Genomic DNA, 14,612 nt, shown 5'->3' with positions numbered 1-14,612 from the left:
ATGCATGTCTAATACCGTTTATGAATTTCCACTAAACGAAAAAGTACGTACTTACTTGCGTCTGGAGCAGCTATTTAAGCAATTACACTCAGCCAGAGAGTGCTCCGAAGACTGGCAGTTTATTCATTTTTTCGATTGTTATTTTACGCTGCTGGAGCTGTTAGAGCGGCTGGATATGCGCACCGATATCCTGAAAGATATCGATAATCACGAAAAGAATTTGCGTCTTTGGGCGCAACACCCAAAAATTGATAAAGAAGCTTTGGATATGGCTTTGCAGCGTATTCTGGAGCTAAAAGCCAAACTGAAAAGCAGTGCTAAAGTTGGCTCAGGTTTGCGCGGCGAACGCTTTCTTTTATCCATAAAACAGCGCTTTTCTATTCCCGGAGCTACGTGTAGCTTTGATTTGCCAAATCTGCATTATTGGCTAAAACAACCTGAAGCCAATATCAAAGCGGATATTGAACGCTGGATTGGCGAGTTTAGTCTGATCCAACAGGCGATTGAAATCACCTTGTCTTTCTTGCGGGAACGTGGGCGATTCGAATCGGTAGAGGCCGTTAAGGGTTTTTATCAGGGTGTTGCCGATGACAAAAACGACTTAATCCGCATCCACTGCGATGCCAATGACAACTACTACCCCACCTTAAGCGGCAATAAATACCGCTATGCCATACGCTTCATGCTATTTGACCCCGATGAACTGGGTCAGGTTTCTGTAGACAAAGTTATTAACTTTAAATTGGCTTGTTGTTAACAGGCATCTCCTATTATTTCTGGTATCTATATTAATGAAAGTAAATTGCCCTACATGCCAAACTGAAATTGAATGGTCAAAAGACAACGAACACAGACCTTTTTGCAGTAAACGCTGTCAACTCATCGATCTCGGAGAATGGGCCGATGAGAGCCACACTATTTCTTCCCCCATCACCCAATCCAGTGAAATCAGTATCGATCCGGAAGATATCGAAGAGATGCTGGCCAGACAAAACAACCAGCATTAATTCTCAGGCCCTAGCGACTGTCTAATATCGCCAAAGGGTCTAAGCGTTTATCCTCTTTGATGATTTCCAGATGCAAATGCGGTCCGGTTGTTTTACCTGTGGCACCAACCAGCCCGATAGTCTGGCCTATATACCAATTCCATTATATATTTACACATCTCAGTGGGTGATGAAAAGCATTTAGACAAGGCGGATGATTGCCGGTCTAGTGGGCCTAAATCAAAAACATCCAACACAGTATAAATGCTTTTCGGCCCCATCGTAGACGCGCCTCAGGAACATTATTTCTTTGTTGTGCGAAGTTCACAAGACCACCAGTATTCTTTCATTCGCACGCCTCGAACTAATGTCCCTGAGGCTGCGCTGAGAGGGCAAATATATAATGGAATTGGTATCATACTTCTGTTCCGGGCTGAACTTTTATTTCGCTCAGGTGGGCATAAAGGCTCTTATAACCATTGTCATGTTGCAGTACAACCACTTTGCCATAGTTTTTAGATAAGCTCGTTTGATCAGCGATAACCACCAGGCCATCGGCAACCGGAGTTATGGGTGTTCCTTTGGGCGCACCAAAATCAACCCCGCCATGCTTTTTGTATTGCCGCAGCCGAGAAACATGACCAAAACCCGAGGTGATATGGGTATCTGCCAATGGATAAGCCCAACTTACAGGGCTCTGTATTGGAGCAGCGACATATTGCACTTTGGCAAACAAGATACCACTGAACAGGGTAACCATAAGTGCTAGCAACAGCGTCACTCCGGATTGTTTATGAGAAGTCATAATAAGCGTAAAACGTTTTTTGTAATCGTCAGCCCCTAAATTGGCGCTACTAAAACCCGGCATCACGGCAGCGCTTGATAGAGTGCTGCGCTTGAGTGAATTCAGCAATGCCCTTGCATAAGACTTGCGACAAAGGTCATTTCTGCCCAGTGTGATCTGATCGCAGCGAAACTCCATTGAACGAACAAATTGTTTTTCCATTAAACGAATAAACGGATTAAACCAGCTTAGAATGACAACTAATCGCCAGGCCAAAACCGCAAGGTGATCACCACAAGAGATATGAGTTAGCTCATGATACAGCAGAGCCTGCTGTTCCGTGGCTGGCAATGCTTTAAACTCTTCAGGCACGTAAACTCTGGGCTTAAACACACCAAACACAAAAGGCGAGCCGCCTGCAGGTAATTGATAACACTTATGCCGTCCCAGTTTTATGACCTCAGCGCTCCGACAAACTCTGTGCAACCCTGTGTATTGATACAACAGCTTGCTAAGTAAAAATAACACCCCGGCGATATAGCATGACCATAGAAAAATCGCAGTCCCATTATTTGGTACTGACAACTCGGAGCCTGTCAGTTGTGAAGCTGACATGGGCAAGATAGATTCAGGAAGGGAAGGCATTGTAATCGCCACCGGGATTGCGCTAAATTCGATGCCTTCCGGTACCGGCAATAATGGACAGAACGCCAGTAACAGCGCTCCCCACCAGATACTGGTATAGGTTGGATACCGCTTTGCCAAATAAACAGCAAGCCCAAACAATATGCCAGTCCACAGCAGCCATAAACCGCCCATAGTCAATATTTCAATCATTTACCCCTTCACTCCCTTGTCTCTGCTGACTTTTTCCTTATCCCCATTATCTTCAGGGAGATTGTCGATACCTGGATGATGATCTTTCGGCTCGCAAAGCTCAGCCAGAACCGCTTCTAACTCACCTAATTCTTCATGGTTAATTAATTTGCTGTCGGAAAACATGGCTACCGGTAGTGGTTCATCCAATTCCATCACCTGCTTTGCGAAATCCCGCGCAAGCAATGCCAATGTTGGTACCTTTGCCAATATAGCAGTATAAATTTTCCGGTTACCTTGCCTGCCCTCAGCGATTAAACCTTTGTCTGCCATGCGTTCCAGTGTTTTTCGGGTGGATGAATAGCTCCAGCCCAGTTTCACTTGTAACGCTTCATGGATATCGCTTCCGGTTCTGGGTTCTTTCTTCCAGAGCAGCTTTAGAATGGTAAGTTCTGTAGAATTAGGCTTCATGATTCATCCTTAATGTGACATATGTCGCAGGATAACAAAACCCGAAATGCGACACAAGTCGCACTTTCAAAACATGGCAAGTAACCGTGGAAAGCAAACCATAATTTAGGTTCAGTATTCGCATTACTTTTTGGGTATTACCAGTGATATACAAAGTTATTCCACCTCAGGGCAAGATCGCGAACGATTTTTGAGCGACATCCGACACAGCTAGACCTAACCTAAGCTAAAACCTAATTGTTTTGGCTACGTCTTAAATTATCGATATTGCAGTACTCAACCTAACTTCAGGCTCTGGTTTTGAGTTTGCTGTTAGGTAAACTTTTTCGGTGTCGCGGCCTAATTCAACCATTATCATTTAATCTAAATCATTGTCGGGGCGCCGACTGCGCCTTAAGGGGACCGGGCTGCGCCCCCCTTAAGCCCCCCCCGCCGCCCCTGACGCTCAAAAGCATAAACTTCGCCATCAGAACAACGACGACCATCAATGACAGCACATCCCTGTGCTGGGCATTGAGTATACCAATAAGTGACGTTAAGCATGCTACTCAGTGGAAATTGAAACGGTTTTAGACAAGGCAGATGTTTACAGGTTTAATGGGTTAAATCAAAAACATCTAACGACGTATAAAACCGTTTCAAATCCATCGAAGACGCCATCTCAGCGGCTTACTTCTTTGTTGCGTGAAATTCGAAAGACCACCAGTATTACTTCATTCACGCGCCTCGAATTAAGCTCGCTGATATGGCGCTGAGCGAATGCTTAACGTCACTTATTGGTATTTGCTATCATCCCTGATATCTCTCATCGTTGTTTTAACTGATGTCGTAGTTTATTGCGCGTAAAGGGAGATTAGGTTCAGCACACCGAACAAATATTGGCGGAACCGAACCCGCAAACGAATCAATTTTGGACTATCTCCAACTGAACATTATTAGTTTCTGGACACTAAATGAGCACTCATGCTCTCGCCCTGTATTCCACCTGCTTTGAACTTTTCGATAAAACACTGACAAAGTAAGCACAGAATCAGGTTTAATTAAGAGTATTTTCCACTCGCCTCTGACTTTAACTGGAACAGGGATCAATGCCTCAGTAAAATAAGCGATAATCAAAATTTACAAAGTCACAATATGCCACTTGAACACTCTTCACTTTTATTCGGCTTTAGCAGCATAGCCATTGCCACAGCCCTGTTCTTAACCATCATTTTCTGCAATGAAGTTTGCTACCGGATCGGGGTTTTAGTTCAGGCGCGAACTGATGACGAGGTCAAAGCCTTAACGGCTTCTGTGCAAGTCAGTATTCTCGGTTTGCTGGCACTGTTAATTGGTTTTACTTTCAGCATGTCGATGCAACGATTTGACAATCGCAGCATGGCCTTAATCGATGAAGCCAACGCGATAGGTACCGCAATATTAAGAGCCGACCTATTACCTTCAGAACAACAGGCTGCAATTAAGCCAGTGCTACAAGAATACGTGAAAGCCCGAATTGAGATGTCAGCGGTGGATTTAACACTTGCCGAAGAGCGCCAGGCCTACAACCAGCGCATTGCGACCATTCAGGCAGAGCTATGGTCATTGGCGATTGCGGCATCAGCAGCAGACGCAAGGCCTGCTACAACTGGTGCTTTCCTGAACTCGTTAAACGAATTGATAGACCGACAAAGCAAACGCAGTGCGCTATTAAAAGCTCATGTTCCCGAGCCAATTTTGTTACTGCTACTTTTTGTGATTGTGGCCTCTATCAGCATGATGGGCTATTCATCTGGTTTGAGTAATAAACGCGTCTTTGTGCCTTTATCGTTAATCTCGTTCTTAATTACCCTGATAGTGTTCATTATCATTGACCTGGATCGACCTAAACGCGGCTTGATCACCGTAGATCAAAGTGCACTAGTGGAATTGCTTCAAATAGACACTGATTAGTGATAAGAAAGCAAATAACTTTGGGGCTAATAATCAGCCCAATAGACACTGATTATTAAAAGCAGTGGTCAGTTGTCAAACTGGCTTAATAGCTTGTCGACGATAACGCCGTTAGCGGCGGGAAAATCAACGTCGGGGAGATTGTTAATGGCTACCCAACGATATTCCAGCTCCTCTTTGGACTCGGGTTCATTGGCAAACTCTGACACGGTAAACACATCCAGTAAGACGCTTTTATCACCATAGTCATGGTTGATTTGAATCAGTGGGCTGGCGGTTAAAACCTCAATGCCCACTTCTTCCTGAAGCTCTCTGAATAACGCCTCAGTGATGGATTCATGGGCCTCGCGTTTACCACCAGGAAACTCCCATTTACCGCCCTGATGCGCTTCCTTGGCTCTGCGAGTGAGGAAAACCTCTTTATCTCGCAGAATCACGCCAACGGCCACTTCCACCACTTTGGTCATGCTAGCTCAGCTTACCGTGGCATTGCTTGTATTTCTTACCAGAGCCACAAGGGCAAGGATCATTGCGTCCAACTTTAGGTTGGTTGCGCACCACCTGCTGCTGCCCCTGATCTTGTGATTGATTTGGAGACTGGTGTTCAAAGTTTTTGGGTACGGCCTGCTCCTGTTGACGACGCTTTTCTTCTACTGCATCGACATCAGATTGGGCACGTACCTGTACTTTACTCAAGATGCTAATCACTTCCACTTTCAGCGTTTCCAACATCTGACTGAAAAGCTCAAATGATTCGCGCTTGTACTCTTGCTTCGGATTCTTTTGTGCGTAGCCACGCAAGTGAATGCCCTGACGCAAGTGATCCATCGCTGCTAAATGCTCTTTCCAGTGGCTGTCCAGGTTTTGCAACATGATAGCTTTTTCAAAATGACGCAACACCGGAGCGCCCACCTGCTCTTCTTTTTCAGCATAGGCATTATTGATAGCTTCGTGGATCTTCTCACGCAATGACTCTTCATACAGTTTGTCATCATCTTCCAGCCACTTGGCGATGGGCAAATCAAGTAAGAAGTCTGCTTTCAGACGCTCTTCCAGGCCACTGACATCCCACATTTCTTCCAGACTTTGCGGTGGGATATATTGGTTGATCATATCTTCAACCACGTCGTTACGAATAACATCAATTGTTTCTTTGATATCGCCTTCGTCCAGCAATTCATTGCGCTGTTCGTAAATCACTTTACGCTGGTCATTAGCAACATCATCAAACTCTAATAACTGCTTACGGATGTCAAAGTTGCGGCCTTCCACTTTGCGCTGTGCGTTTTCAATGGCTTTAGTTACCCAGGGATGTTCGATAGCTTCGCCGCGTTCCATTCCCAGACGCTTCATCATGCCCGCCATGCGATCAGAGGCGAAGATACGCATCAATGGATCTTCCAATGACAAGTAAAAACGCGATGAGCCCGGATCACCCTGACGTCCAGAACGACCACGTAACTGGTTATCGATACGACGAGATTCGTGGCGCTCGGTACCTATGATATGCAAACCACCGGCTTCCAGTACCTTGTCGTGCAATACCTTCCATTCGGCTTTGATCTTTTCAACCTTTTGCGGCTTGGGATCATTGATGGCAGCGACTTCAGCCTGCCAGTTACCACCCAACACAATATCGGTACCACGGCCCGCCATGTTAGTGGCAATGGTGATTGCACCAGGCTTACCGGCCTGCGCTACAATTTCCGCTTCCTGCGCGTGGAACTTAGCGTTAAGTACCTTATGAGGAATCTTTTCCTTCTTCAGTATGCGAGACAGTAATTCGGAGTTTTCAATAGAAACTGTACCCACCAAGGCTGGCTGACCGCGTTTAACACAGTCGCGAATATCTTCCACGATAGCTTCGTATTTTTCTTCCGCTGTCATGTAGATCAAATCCGCCATATCCTTACGGACCATAGGCTTGTTAGTCGGTATTACTACCGTATCTAAACCATAGATATGATTAAATTCAAACGCTTCGGTATCTGCTGTACCCGTCATACCGGATAACTTGTTGTATAAACGGAAATAGTTCTGGAAAGTAATGGAGGCAAGAGTCTGATTTTCGTTTTGGATCTTAACGCCTTCTTTGGCTTCTACCGCCTGATGCAAGCCGTCAGACCAGCGGCGTCCTTCCATTGTACGTCCGGTGTGTTCATCAACAATGATCACATCATTATCTTTAACGATGTAATCAACATCTTTCTGGAACAGCTTATTAGCCCGCAGTGCCGCATTGACGTGGTGCAGTAACGAAATATTGGTGGCACCGTATAAAGATTCCTCTTCCGGTAAAATACCAATGCGATGCAGGATTTCTTCGACGTGCACCTGACCGCGTTCGGTCAGATGGATTTGCTTGGCCTTTTCATCGATAGTGTAATCACCATCGCCTTCTTGACCTTCTTCATCTTCTTTGTCCTGCTGCACCAACTCAGGAATAATGGTGTTTATGCGACGATAAATTTCCGAGCTATCTTCTGCCGGACCAGAAATAATCAGAGGCGTTCTGGCTTCGTCAATCAGGATGGAGTCAACTTCATCGATAACCGCAAAGTTCAGCGGACGTTGTACCCGCTCTTCCGGACTAAATGCCATGTTGTCGCGCAAATAGTCAAAGCCAAATTCGTTGTTTGTGCCGTAAGTTATATCAGCAGCATAAGCTTCTTTCTTATCAGCGTGGTTCATGCCCGGAACATTACAGCCAACCGTAAGACCCAGGAATTCAAATAATGGACGGTTACCTTCCGCATCGCGTCGTGCCAGATAATCGTTAACCGTTACGATATGTACGCCTTTGCCGGATAAACCATTTAAGTATGAAGGTAAGGTTGCAGTTAACGTTTTACCTTCACCAGTGCGCATTTCGGCAATTTCACCCTGGTTCAGCACCATACCACCCAGCATCTGAACGTCGAAGTGACGCATGCCATAAACACGCTTACTGGCTTCCCTCACAACCGCAAAGGCTTCCGGTAACAAGTCATCCAGTGTGGCGCCTTCACTCAAACGAGTTTTAAACTCCTGAGTTTTATCTTTTAGCTGAGCATCGGAAAGCCCTTCATACTCAAGCTCATAGGCGTTAATTTGAGTAACAACTTTATTTAATTTTTTTAGCGTTCTGTCGTTGCGGCTGCCAAAAACTTTGGTGAGGATATTTGCAAACATTAACTCTTATTTTCCTGATCCGGAGCCTTATATCAGACGTCCTTTGAATTTTATTCAATACTTTATAAAAACAATCGGCTCGAATGAGCCGATTGTTGAAAACCTTTTATCACTGTGAAGCTTCAGTTCACTGCTTTTCGATAAACAAACTGCAGTGGGTCCATCTGGTTGCCGTCTTTCAGCACCTCATAATGGACATGGGCACCCGTAGCCCGTCCGGTTTGTCCCATATCAGCAATCTTTTGACCTTTGGTGACAACATCGCCGATTTTAACATGGATTTTTTTATTGTGCCCATAACGAGTGACAAATCCATCGCCATGATCCACTTCCACTAAATTCCCATAACCATATCTGGGTCCTGACCACACCACCATTCCTGCACCGGTGACCACTACCGGGGCACCCTCGCTACCGGCGAAGTCGATTCCTTTGTGCATTGCGGGTAAACCCGAAAACGGATCTTTACGCATACCGTAATAGGACGACAACCAGCCACTCTCGATAGGTCTGCCTGATATGAAGCTTTCGTTTTGTATATGGTGTTGCATTAGCACAGATTCAAGGGCCTGAAGCTGTTGAGATTTATTCTGCAATTGCGCCATCATGGCATCAATCTGGTTCAGCACATCCAGAGAAGAATCCACCGAAGGCATTTCAACGTCATGGCTGGGTCCACCTATAGGCATAGGTTGACCAAACTGAAACTCTTCTATGTGCAAGTCTGACTCCACTGCCAGCCTTTCCCCCAAAGCATTCAGACGTTGCAGTTCGCTTTGCATTTCTCCGAGCTTTAACAACATACCTGTGAGTTTTTGCTCTGTGGTTTGTCTTAACTGATGCAGTTCTTGCTGTTGTTCTATCAATCCCGTTTGGGTGACGGCAACCCGGGCAGAGAAGTTGAGCTCTGGTTCATTTTCAGAAATCAATACAGCGCCGAGCACCAAACCACCGAAAATACCGCCCAAGGCGAGCTTGCCGAGTGATATTGTTTTTATCAGCTTAAATCGACGACTTCGATATAATATTGTCAGACTCATATACGCTTAATATCAATTCTTTAAAGTGAGAGCCGCTTACATCAACAAGCGTATCTGTTCCCTTGATTGCATTACGCAACAAAGCGAGAAAGATAAACACACATTAATAATAAGTCAATCTTCCGCATCTGTCAGATTGCTTTATACAAAAGTATTATCGACCAAAATGCCGTTTTCATTGGGTAAAATCAAAAAAGCCACATTGGATAATGTGGCTTTTGAAAATTATTTAGGAGTAGGACAATCCCGGCATGGCGTATTTGATTGGCATATCCTGATTGGATTCGTAACTGACAAACTCCCATGCGTCCTGGTTTTCCATTAACGCATTGAGCAGTTTGTTGTTTAATCCGTGGCCAGATTTGTAGGCTTTAAGTTCACCAATAATACTATGTCCACCAAGATATAAATCTCCGACTGCATCCAGAATTTTGTGCTTTACAAATTCGTCTTTGTAACGCAAACCTTCCTGATTAAGCACGCGATATTCGTCCAAAGCTACAGCATTTTCCATACTGCCGCCTAATGCCAGGTTATTGGCATGCATAAACTCCAGATCCCGCATAAAACCAAAGGTGCGCGCACGGCTGACATCATCAATGTATGACTCACTGCTGAAGTCCATTACCATTCTTTGGTTAGTTTGCTTGATCACCGGATGGTCGAAGTCGATAGTAAAATCAACTCTGAATCCGTCAAAAGGCAGGAATTCGGCCCATTTGTCTCCATCTTCCACCCTGATTTTTTTATTCACTTTGATAAAGCGTTTCGCTGCACTTTGTTCATCTATGCCCGCTGTTTGTAACAGGAAAATAAACGGGCTGGCACTACCGTCCATAATAGGCAATTCGTTGCTGTCTACTTCCACAATAAGGTTATCAATCCCCAAACCCGCTAAGGCTGAAGACAAGTGCTCAATCGTAGAAATAGTGTGCCCATCATCGTTACTCAGACAGGTACACAGCATGGTGTCACCCACGGCATTGGCTTTAGCTGGAATATCCACAAATGGTTCCAGATCAATACGCCTGTACACTACACCAAAGTTTGCAGGAGCAGGCCGGAGAGTCATGGTGACCTTTTCCCCTTTGTGTAGACCGATACCGGTCGCTGATACAGCTTGTTTTATTGTGCGTTGTTTGATCATGCCCAACCTTGTGTATATAAATTAGCCAACTAACAAAAAAGCGGCGCGCAGTTTACCCTTTCATTGACCATAAAGTCAACTAAATGTAATAAAACCGCAAGCTTTTATAACTAAATTAGTCAGCTTGTTTACGTAAAAACGCTGGAATATCTAAGTATTCCAGATCACCACTGTCTGCTTTTTCGTCAACGATAGTGCTGACCTTTCCTGTTTCAGACATTGGCACAATGGAATCAGTTCCATTCGCTTGTAATTTAAATTCACTGGCTTCAGCGTTAACCCGATTGCTTCTGTTAGAAACAATAGAAATCTCAGGTTTTTTCTCTGCGCCAATACCTGTCGCAACTACAGTTACGCGCAATTCATCAGCCAGGTCCATATCAATAACGGTTCCCACAACCACTGTGGCATTTTCAGAAGCAAATGCTTTTACTGCGTTACCCACGGTTTCAAATTCGTCGATGGCGAAATCTGGACCAGCAGTGATATTAACCAGAATACCGCGAGCACCAGACAGATCGATATCTTCCAGTAACGGACAAGCAATGGCGGCTTCGGCGGCTTCTTCAGCGCGATCTTCACCTTTTGCAACACCGCTGCCCATCATAGCCGTACCCATTTCAGACATTACGGTTCTGACGTCGGCGAAATCCACGTTAATCAAACCAGGGCGCGTGATCAGTTCAGCAATACCCTGTACTGCGCCGCGCAATACGTCGTTTGCGGCACTAAAGGCTTGCAACAGTGGAGTGCCACGGCCCATTACTTTTAACAGTTTTTCGTTAGGGATAGTGATCAATGAATCAACGTGTTTGGCCAATTCTGCCATACCACCATCAGCGATTGTGCTGCGCTTTTTGCCTTCAAAAGGAAATGGCTTGGTCACAACCGCAACCGTCAGGATCCCCATTTCTTTGGCAATTTTAGCTACTTCAGGCGCAGCACCGGTTCCGGTACCACCACCCATGCCCGCTGTGATAAACACCATATCAGCACCTTCAATGGCCTGTTTTATAGTTTCGCGGTCTTCTTCAGCGGCTTTTTGGCCCATTTCAGGGTTCGCGCCTGCACCCAACCCCTTGGTTACATTAGAACCAATTTGCAGGGTCAGATTAGCACTGGAATTTCTCAGCACCTGTGCATCCGTGTTGATCGCGATGAACTCAACACCTTCAATAGATTGTGACACCATGTGCTCAACGGCATTGTTACCGCCACCACCGACACCAATTACCTTGATGACAGCTTCTTCGTTATGGGTATCCATTAATTCGAACATAATTTACTCTCCGATTTAGCTTTCACTTTAAAGCGAACCTAGCGCATTTGGCCCGCTCTTAAAATTCCCCTTTAAACCAACTTTGTACACGTTCCCATATGCTTTCGTTGGCACTGTTTTTATTATTCTTTTTGGTAGTAACTTGTTCACTACCATAATGTAATAATCCGACGGCGGTGGCATAGGTAGCATCATCTACATACTCCGCCAATCCCTTAACCTGCAAAGGTGTTCCTACTCTTACTGGCATTTGGAACAACTCTTCAGCAAACTCCACAACCCCTTCCATTTTGGCTGTTCCACCGGTCAATACGATGCCGGCAGCAATCTGTTCTTCAAACCCACTGGATTTGATTTCTTCGTGAATTAACTCAAATAATTCCTGATATCTGGGCTCCACCACTTCAGCCAGAGTATGTCTGGACATGGTGCGTGCAGCACGTCCACCAACACTGGGCACTTCAATGGTTTCTTCCATGCTGACCATGTCTTTTAAGGCACAGGCATAATTCACTTTTATTTCTTCAGCATGGCTTATTGGCGTACGGAAGATCTTGGCTATATCATTGGTGATCTGATTGCCCGCCACCGGGATAACTGCCGTATGACGAATTGCACCATCCGAATAGATAACCATATCAATGGTGCCACCACCGATATCGACAACACAAACTCCCAGCTCTTTCTCATCTTCGGTAAGCACCGCATAGCTGGAAGCAAGAGCAGAGAATATCATCTGATCCGCCCTGAGTTCACATCTTTCTACGCATTTTACTAAATTTTTTGCCATATCTTCGGCACATGTCACTATGTGGGCACGGGCTTCCATTCTGACGCCGGACATTCCCACCGGATTTTTGATGCCTTCCTGCACGTCAATGGTATAATCCTGCGGCAAAACATGCAGTAGTTTTCGCTCAGCCGCTATAGGTACAGAACGCGCAGCATGGATAACATTATCGACATCGTCCTGGGTAACTTCCTGATTGTTGATAGGTACCATGCCGCTTTCATTTTGGCATTTTACATGTCGCCCAGATATAGACATCAACACAGAAGACACCTGACAATCCGCCATCAATTCCAGCTCATTAACCGCTCGCTTGACAGATTTAACCACCATGTCCAGGTCGTTTACACCACCTTTATCCATGCCTTTCGACGGAGTTGAGCCAACACCAACAACACTGATGGCACCATCTTCCATCACTTCGCCTACCACGGCTTTGATATTGCTGGTACCTATATCCAGACCTACCACTAAATTTCTGTCTGTTACTTTCGACACGATTCTCTTATTTCCTGTCACAACTCATAAATTAAGACGGCGATTTCTCGCGCCATCCTACCGCCAGCCCCGTATCATAACGGAGGTCTACATAGGCTACAGCCTTTTCATTTTTCAGTAACAACGGATAGACATCAATGAACCGTTGTAATCTGTCAATAAACTCGGTGCGTCCTAAACGCAACTGAATGCCATTATCGAGCTTTAAGTGCCACGCGTAGCGCTCACTCAAGGAAAGCTCAGTAATCTGTAACTCACTGCCATTGAGCAAGCCCTGCATCGCTTTTAAACCTTGCAAAACAGTCAATTCACTGCCGCCTGGACCATACAGGGAAGGTAACTCCCGCCCTTTCCAGGCAGCATCAAAAACACCACCGTATTGGTTTAACAGCATGTCCTCGTTCCAACGAGCCACCGCTACCTGCTCAACCACATAAACTTTCAATGTATCAGGCCATGACTTCCTTATCGAGGCCTGATACACCCAAGGTAAACTCTCTATCGCCTGATGGGCTTCATCCACATCAATGGCAAATAAACTAACTGCCGTGCCTTCGCGCACGGCTTCATCAATATCGTTGGCAGTCAATTGGGTCAATTCACCCGAAACCAACACCTGTTTCAAAGGTATTTTTTGTTCATCCTGAAGCCACCTCATTACTGCTTGTCCGGCAAATACCAATCCAAACAACACAGCACACAGAAAAATTACACCTGCGATAAACTCAGGAGAGCGCCATTTCTCTGTATTCGATGTCGACATATCAACGGCGACACTCGCAAGTTTGCGCTACTGCCAACACCAGTTCAGCAAATGACAATCCCGCCTGCCTGGCCGCCATGGGTACTAAGCTTTTCTCGGTCATGCCAGGCACAGTATTCACTTCAAGGATGTAATAATTGCCCTGCAAATCCCGCATTATATCCACTCGTCCCCAGCCGCCAGCGCCAACCGCTTTAAAAGCCGCCAACGCAATCTGAGCTATGTCTTGCTCGTCTTGTTCAGACAAACCCGAGGGGCAATGATAGGACGTAGTATCTGTGTGATACTTGGCTTCATAGTCATAAAAACTGCGTGGTGTTTCCATGCGAATTGAAGGCAATGCCTCATCCGCCAACACAGAAACCGTATATTCCTGTCCGGTTACAAACTGCTCTACCAAGACTTCAGTATCAAATTCCAGCGCTTTTTCGATAGCGCTTTGTAATTGGTCAGCCGACTGAACTCGCGACATGCCAATACTAGAGCCTTCCAAAGCGGGTTTAACCATAATTTCATGGTTTAACTCAGCCATGATCTTCTGAGCATCAAAATTTTGCAGATGCGCCTCGGTAACAACGCGATAAGGGGCTGTAGGCAAGCCCTCAGCTTCAAAAATACGCTTACTGCGAATTTTGTCCATTGCCAGTGCAGAACCTAAAACGCCACTACCGCTGTAAGGCAGCCCCAACGTCTGCAACGCGCCCTGAATAGCACCATCTTCACCGCCGCGACCATGTAACATGATAATCACGCGGTCTACCTTTTCAGTCAGCAACTCCGTTACAGATCGCTCTGCCGGGTCGAAACGCAAAACCATTACAGCACTTTCTTCAAGTGCACGAGCTACTGCCTCACCAGAACGCAAAGACACAGCTCGTTCTGCAGAGTTTCCGCCTAATAAAACCGCGACTTTACCCAAATCACTCATATTCACT

At 45.6% G+C, this 14,612-nt stretch carries 14 protein-coding genes; 3 read left to right on the top strand and 11 right to left on the bottom strand.

From position 1 onward, the window contains the following. Nucleotides 1-4: 4 nt before the first annotated feature. Together zapD and yacG are read left to right on the top strand one after the other, a co-directional pair. The gene (gene zapD, locus ACXAD8_RS21700; RefSeq protein ID WP_475232374.1) at nt 5-757 is read left to right on the top strand and encodes a cell division protein ZapD; all 753 of its coding nucleotides are present in this window, start codon (nt 5-7) and stop codon (nt 755-757) included. A gap of 34 nt (nt 758-791) precedes the next feature. Beyond that, the gene (gene yacG, locus ACXAD8_RS21695) at nt 792-1,007 is read left to right on the top strand and encodes a DNA gyrase inhibitor YacG (RefSeq protein ID WP_475232372.1); all 216 of its coding nucleotides are present in this window, start codon (nt 792-794) and stop codon (nt 1,005-1,007) included. A 10-nt stretch (nt 1,008-1,017) separates the two neighbouring features. Here the strand turns inward: yacG and ACXAD8_RS21690 are convergent, their stop codons facing one another. From ACXAD8_RS21690 to ACXAD8_RS21680, 3 genes are all read right to left on the bottom strand, one after another. Continuing rightward, nucleotides 1,018-1,125 carry a M23 family metallopeptidase gene (locus tag ACXAD8_RS21690; protein WP_475233054.1) on the bottom strand — a complete coding sequence of 36 codons (108 nt, stop codon included), beginning with the start codon at nt 1,123-1,125 and terminating at the stop codon, nt 1,018-1,020. A 276-nt stretch (nt 1,126-1,401) separates the two neighbouring features. Beyond that, on the bottom strand, nt 1,402-2,607 hold the full coding sequence (locus ACXAD8_RS21685; RefSeq protein WP_475232370.1) for a M56 family metallopeptidase: 1,206 nt from the start codon (nt 2,605-2,607) through the stop codon (nt 1,402-1,404). After that, nucleotides 2,608-3,057, bottom strand: coding sequence for a BlaI/MecI/CopY family transcriptional regulator (locus ACXAD8_RS21680; protein ID WP_475232368.1), 450 nt, complete (start codon nt 3,055-3,057; stop codon nt 2,608-2,610). Between the two features lie 1,134 nt (nt 3,058-4,191). Between ACXAD8_RS21680 and ACXAD8_RS21675 the strand changes: the two genes are divergently transcribed. Then, nucleotides 4,192-4,989: a bestrophin-like domain gene (locus ACXAD8_RS21675; protein WP_475232366.1), complete on the top strand. Its 798-nt coding sequence runs from the start codon at nt 4,192-4,194 to the stop codon at nt 4,987-4,989. Nucleotides 4,990-5,057: 68 nt separating this feature from the next. On the opposite strand, the gene mutT is transcribed toward ACXAD8_RS21675, so the two are convergent. From mutT to ACXAD8_RS21635, 8 genes are all read right to left on the bottom strand, one after another. After that, nucleotides 5,058-5,456 carry an 8-oxo-dGTP diphosphatase MutT gene (mutT, locus tag ACXAD8_RS21670; RefSeq protein WP_475232364.1) on the bottom strand — a complete coding sequence of 133 codons (399 nt, stop codon included), beginning with the start codon at nt 5,454-5,456 and terminating at the stop codon, nt 5,058-5,060. A gap of 1 nt (nt 5,457) precedes the next feature. Then, entirely contained in the window at nt 5,458-8,160 is a 2,703-nt protein-coding gene (gene secA, locus ACXAD8_RS21665; RefSeq protein WP_475232362.1) for a preprotein translocase subunit SecA, read from the bottom strand. A gap of 122 nt (nt 8,161-8,282) precedes the next feature. Further along, on the bottom strand, nt 8,283-9,200 hold the full coding sequence (locus ACXAD8_RS21660) for a peptidoglycan DD-metalloendopeptidase family protein (RefSeq protein ID WP_475232360.1): 918 nt from the start codon (nt 9,198-9,200) through the stop codon (nt 8,283-8,285). Nucleotides 9,201-9,429: 229 nt separating this feature from the next. Continuing rightward, nucleotides 9,430-10,347 (bottom strand): UDP-3-O-acyl-N-acetylglucosamine deacetylase, encoded by a 918-nt coding sequence (gene lpxC, locus ACXAD8_RS21655; protein ID WP_475232358.1) that lies wholly within the window; start codon nt 10,345-10,347, stop codon nt 9,430-9,432. 115 nt (nt 10,348-10,462) lie between these two features. After that, entirely contained in the window at nt 10,463-11,626 is a 1,164-nt protein-coding gene (gene ftsZ, locus ACXAD8_RS21650; protein ID WP_473021207.1) for a cell division protein FtsZ, read from the bottom strand. A 58-nt stretch (nt 11,627-11,684) separates the two neighbouring features. Then, nucleotides 11,685-12,914, bottom strand: a complete 1,230-nt coding sequence (ftsA, locus tag ACXAD8_RS21645; protein ID WP_475232356.1) for a cell division protein FtsA — start codon at nt 12,912-12,914, stop codon at nt 11,685-11,687. Nucleotides 12,915-12,945: 31 nt separating this feature from the next. Continuing rightward, on the bottom strand, nt 12,946-13,677 hold the full coding sequence (locus tag ACXAD8_RS21640) for a cell division protein FtsQ/DivIB (protein ID WP_475232354.1): 732 nt from the start codon (nt 13,675-13,677) through the stop codon (nt 12,946-12,948). Between the two features lies 1 nt (nt 13,678). Then, a complete protein-coding gene (locus ACXAD8_RS21635; protein ID WP_475232352.1) occupies nt 13,679-14,605 on the bottom strand; it encodes a D-alanine--D-alanine ligase in 927 nt (308 codons plus the stop codon). Nucleotides 14,606-14,612 lie beyond the last annotated feature (7 nt).

Source organism: Planctobacterium sp. AWH2_060, from assembly GCF_056158425.1.
The sequence above is the reverse complement of the archived record's forward strand: the minus strand, read 5'-3'. Positions and strand labels throughout refer to the sequence as shown.

Excerpts from the sequence above, each read along its gene's own strand:
- ACXAD8_RS21640 (WP_475232354.1), bottom strand. The coding sequence starts at position 13,677 with ATGTCGACATCGAATACAGAGAAATGGCGCTCTCCTGAGTTTATCGCA.
- ACXAD8_RS21680 (WP_475232368.1), bottom strand. The coding sequence starts at position 3,057 with ATGAAGCCTAATTCTACAGAACTTACCATTCTAAAGCTGCTCTGGAAG.
- ftsZ (WP_473021207.1), bottom strand. The coding sequence starts at position 11,626 with ATGTTCGAATTAATGGATACCCATAACGAAGAAGCTGTCATCAAGGTA.
- yacG (WP_475232372.1), top strand. The coding sequence starts at position 792 with ATGAAAGTAAATTGCCCTACATGCCAAACTGAAATTGAATGGTCAAAA.
- secA (WP_475232362.1), bottom strand. The coding sequence starts at position 8,160 with ATGTTTGCAAATATCCTCACCAAAGTTTTTGGCAGCCGCAACGACAGA.
- mutT (WP_475232364.1), bottom strand. The coding sequence starts at position 5,456 with ATGACCAAAGTGGTGGAAGTGGCCGTTGGCGTGATTCTGCGAGATAAA.
- lpxC (WP_475232358.1), bottom strand. The coding sequence starts at position 10,347 with ATGATCAAACAACGCACAATAAAACAAGCTGTATCAGCGACCGGTATC.
- ACXAD8_RS21660 (WP_475232360.1), bottom strand. The coding sequence starts at position 9,200 with ATGAGTCTGACAATATTATATCGAAGTCGTCGATTTAAGCTGATAAAA.
- ACXAD8_RS21685 (WP_475232370.1), bottom strand. The coding sequence starts at position 2,607 with ATGATTGAAATATTGACTATGGGCGGTTTATGGCTGCTGTGGACTGGC.
- ACXAD8_RS21635 (WP_475232352.1), bottom strand. The coding sequence starts at position 14,605 with ATGAGTGATTTGGGTAAAGTCGCGGTTTTATTAGGCGGAAACTCTGCA.
- zapD (WP_475232374.1), top strand. The coding sequence starts at position 5 with ATGTCTAATACCGTTTATGAATTTCCACTAAACGAAAAAGTACGTACT.
- ACXAD8_RS21675 (WP_475232366.1), top strand. The coding sequence starts at position 4,192 with ATGCCACTTGAACACTCTTCACTTTTATTCGGCTTTAGCAGCATAGCC.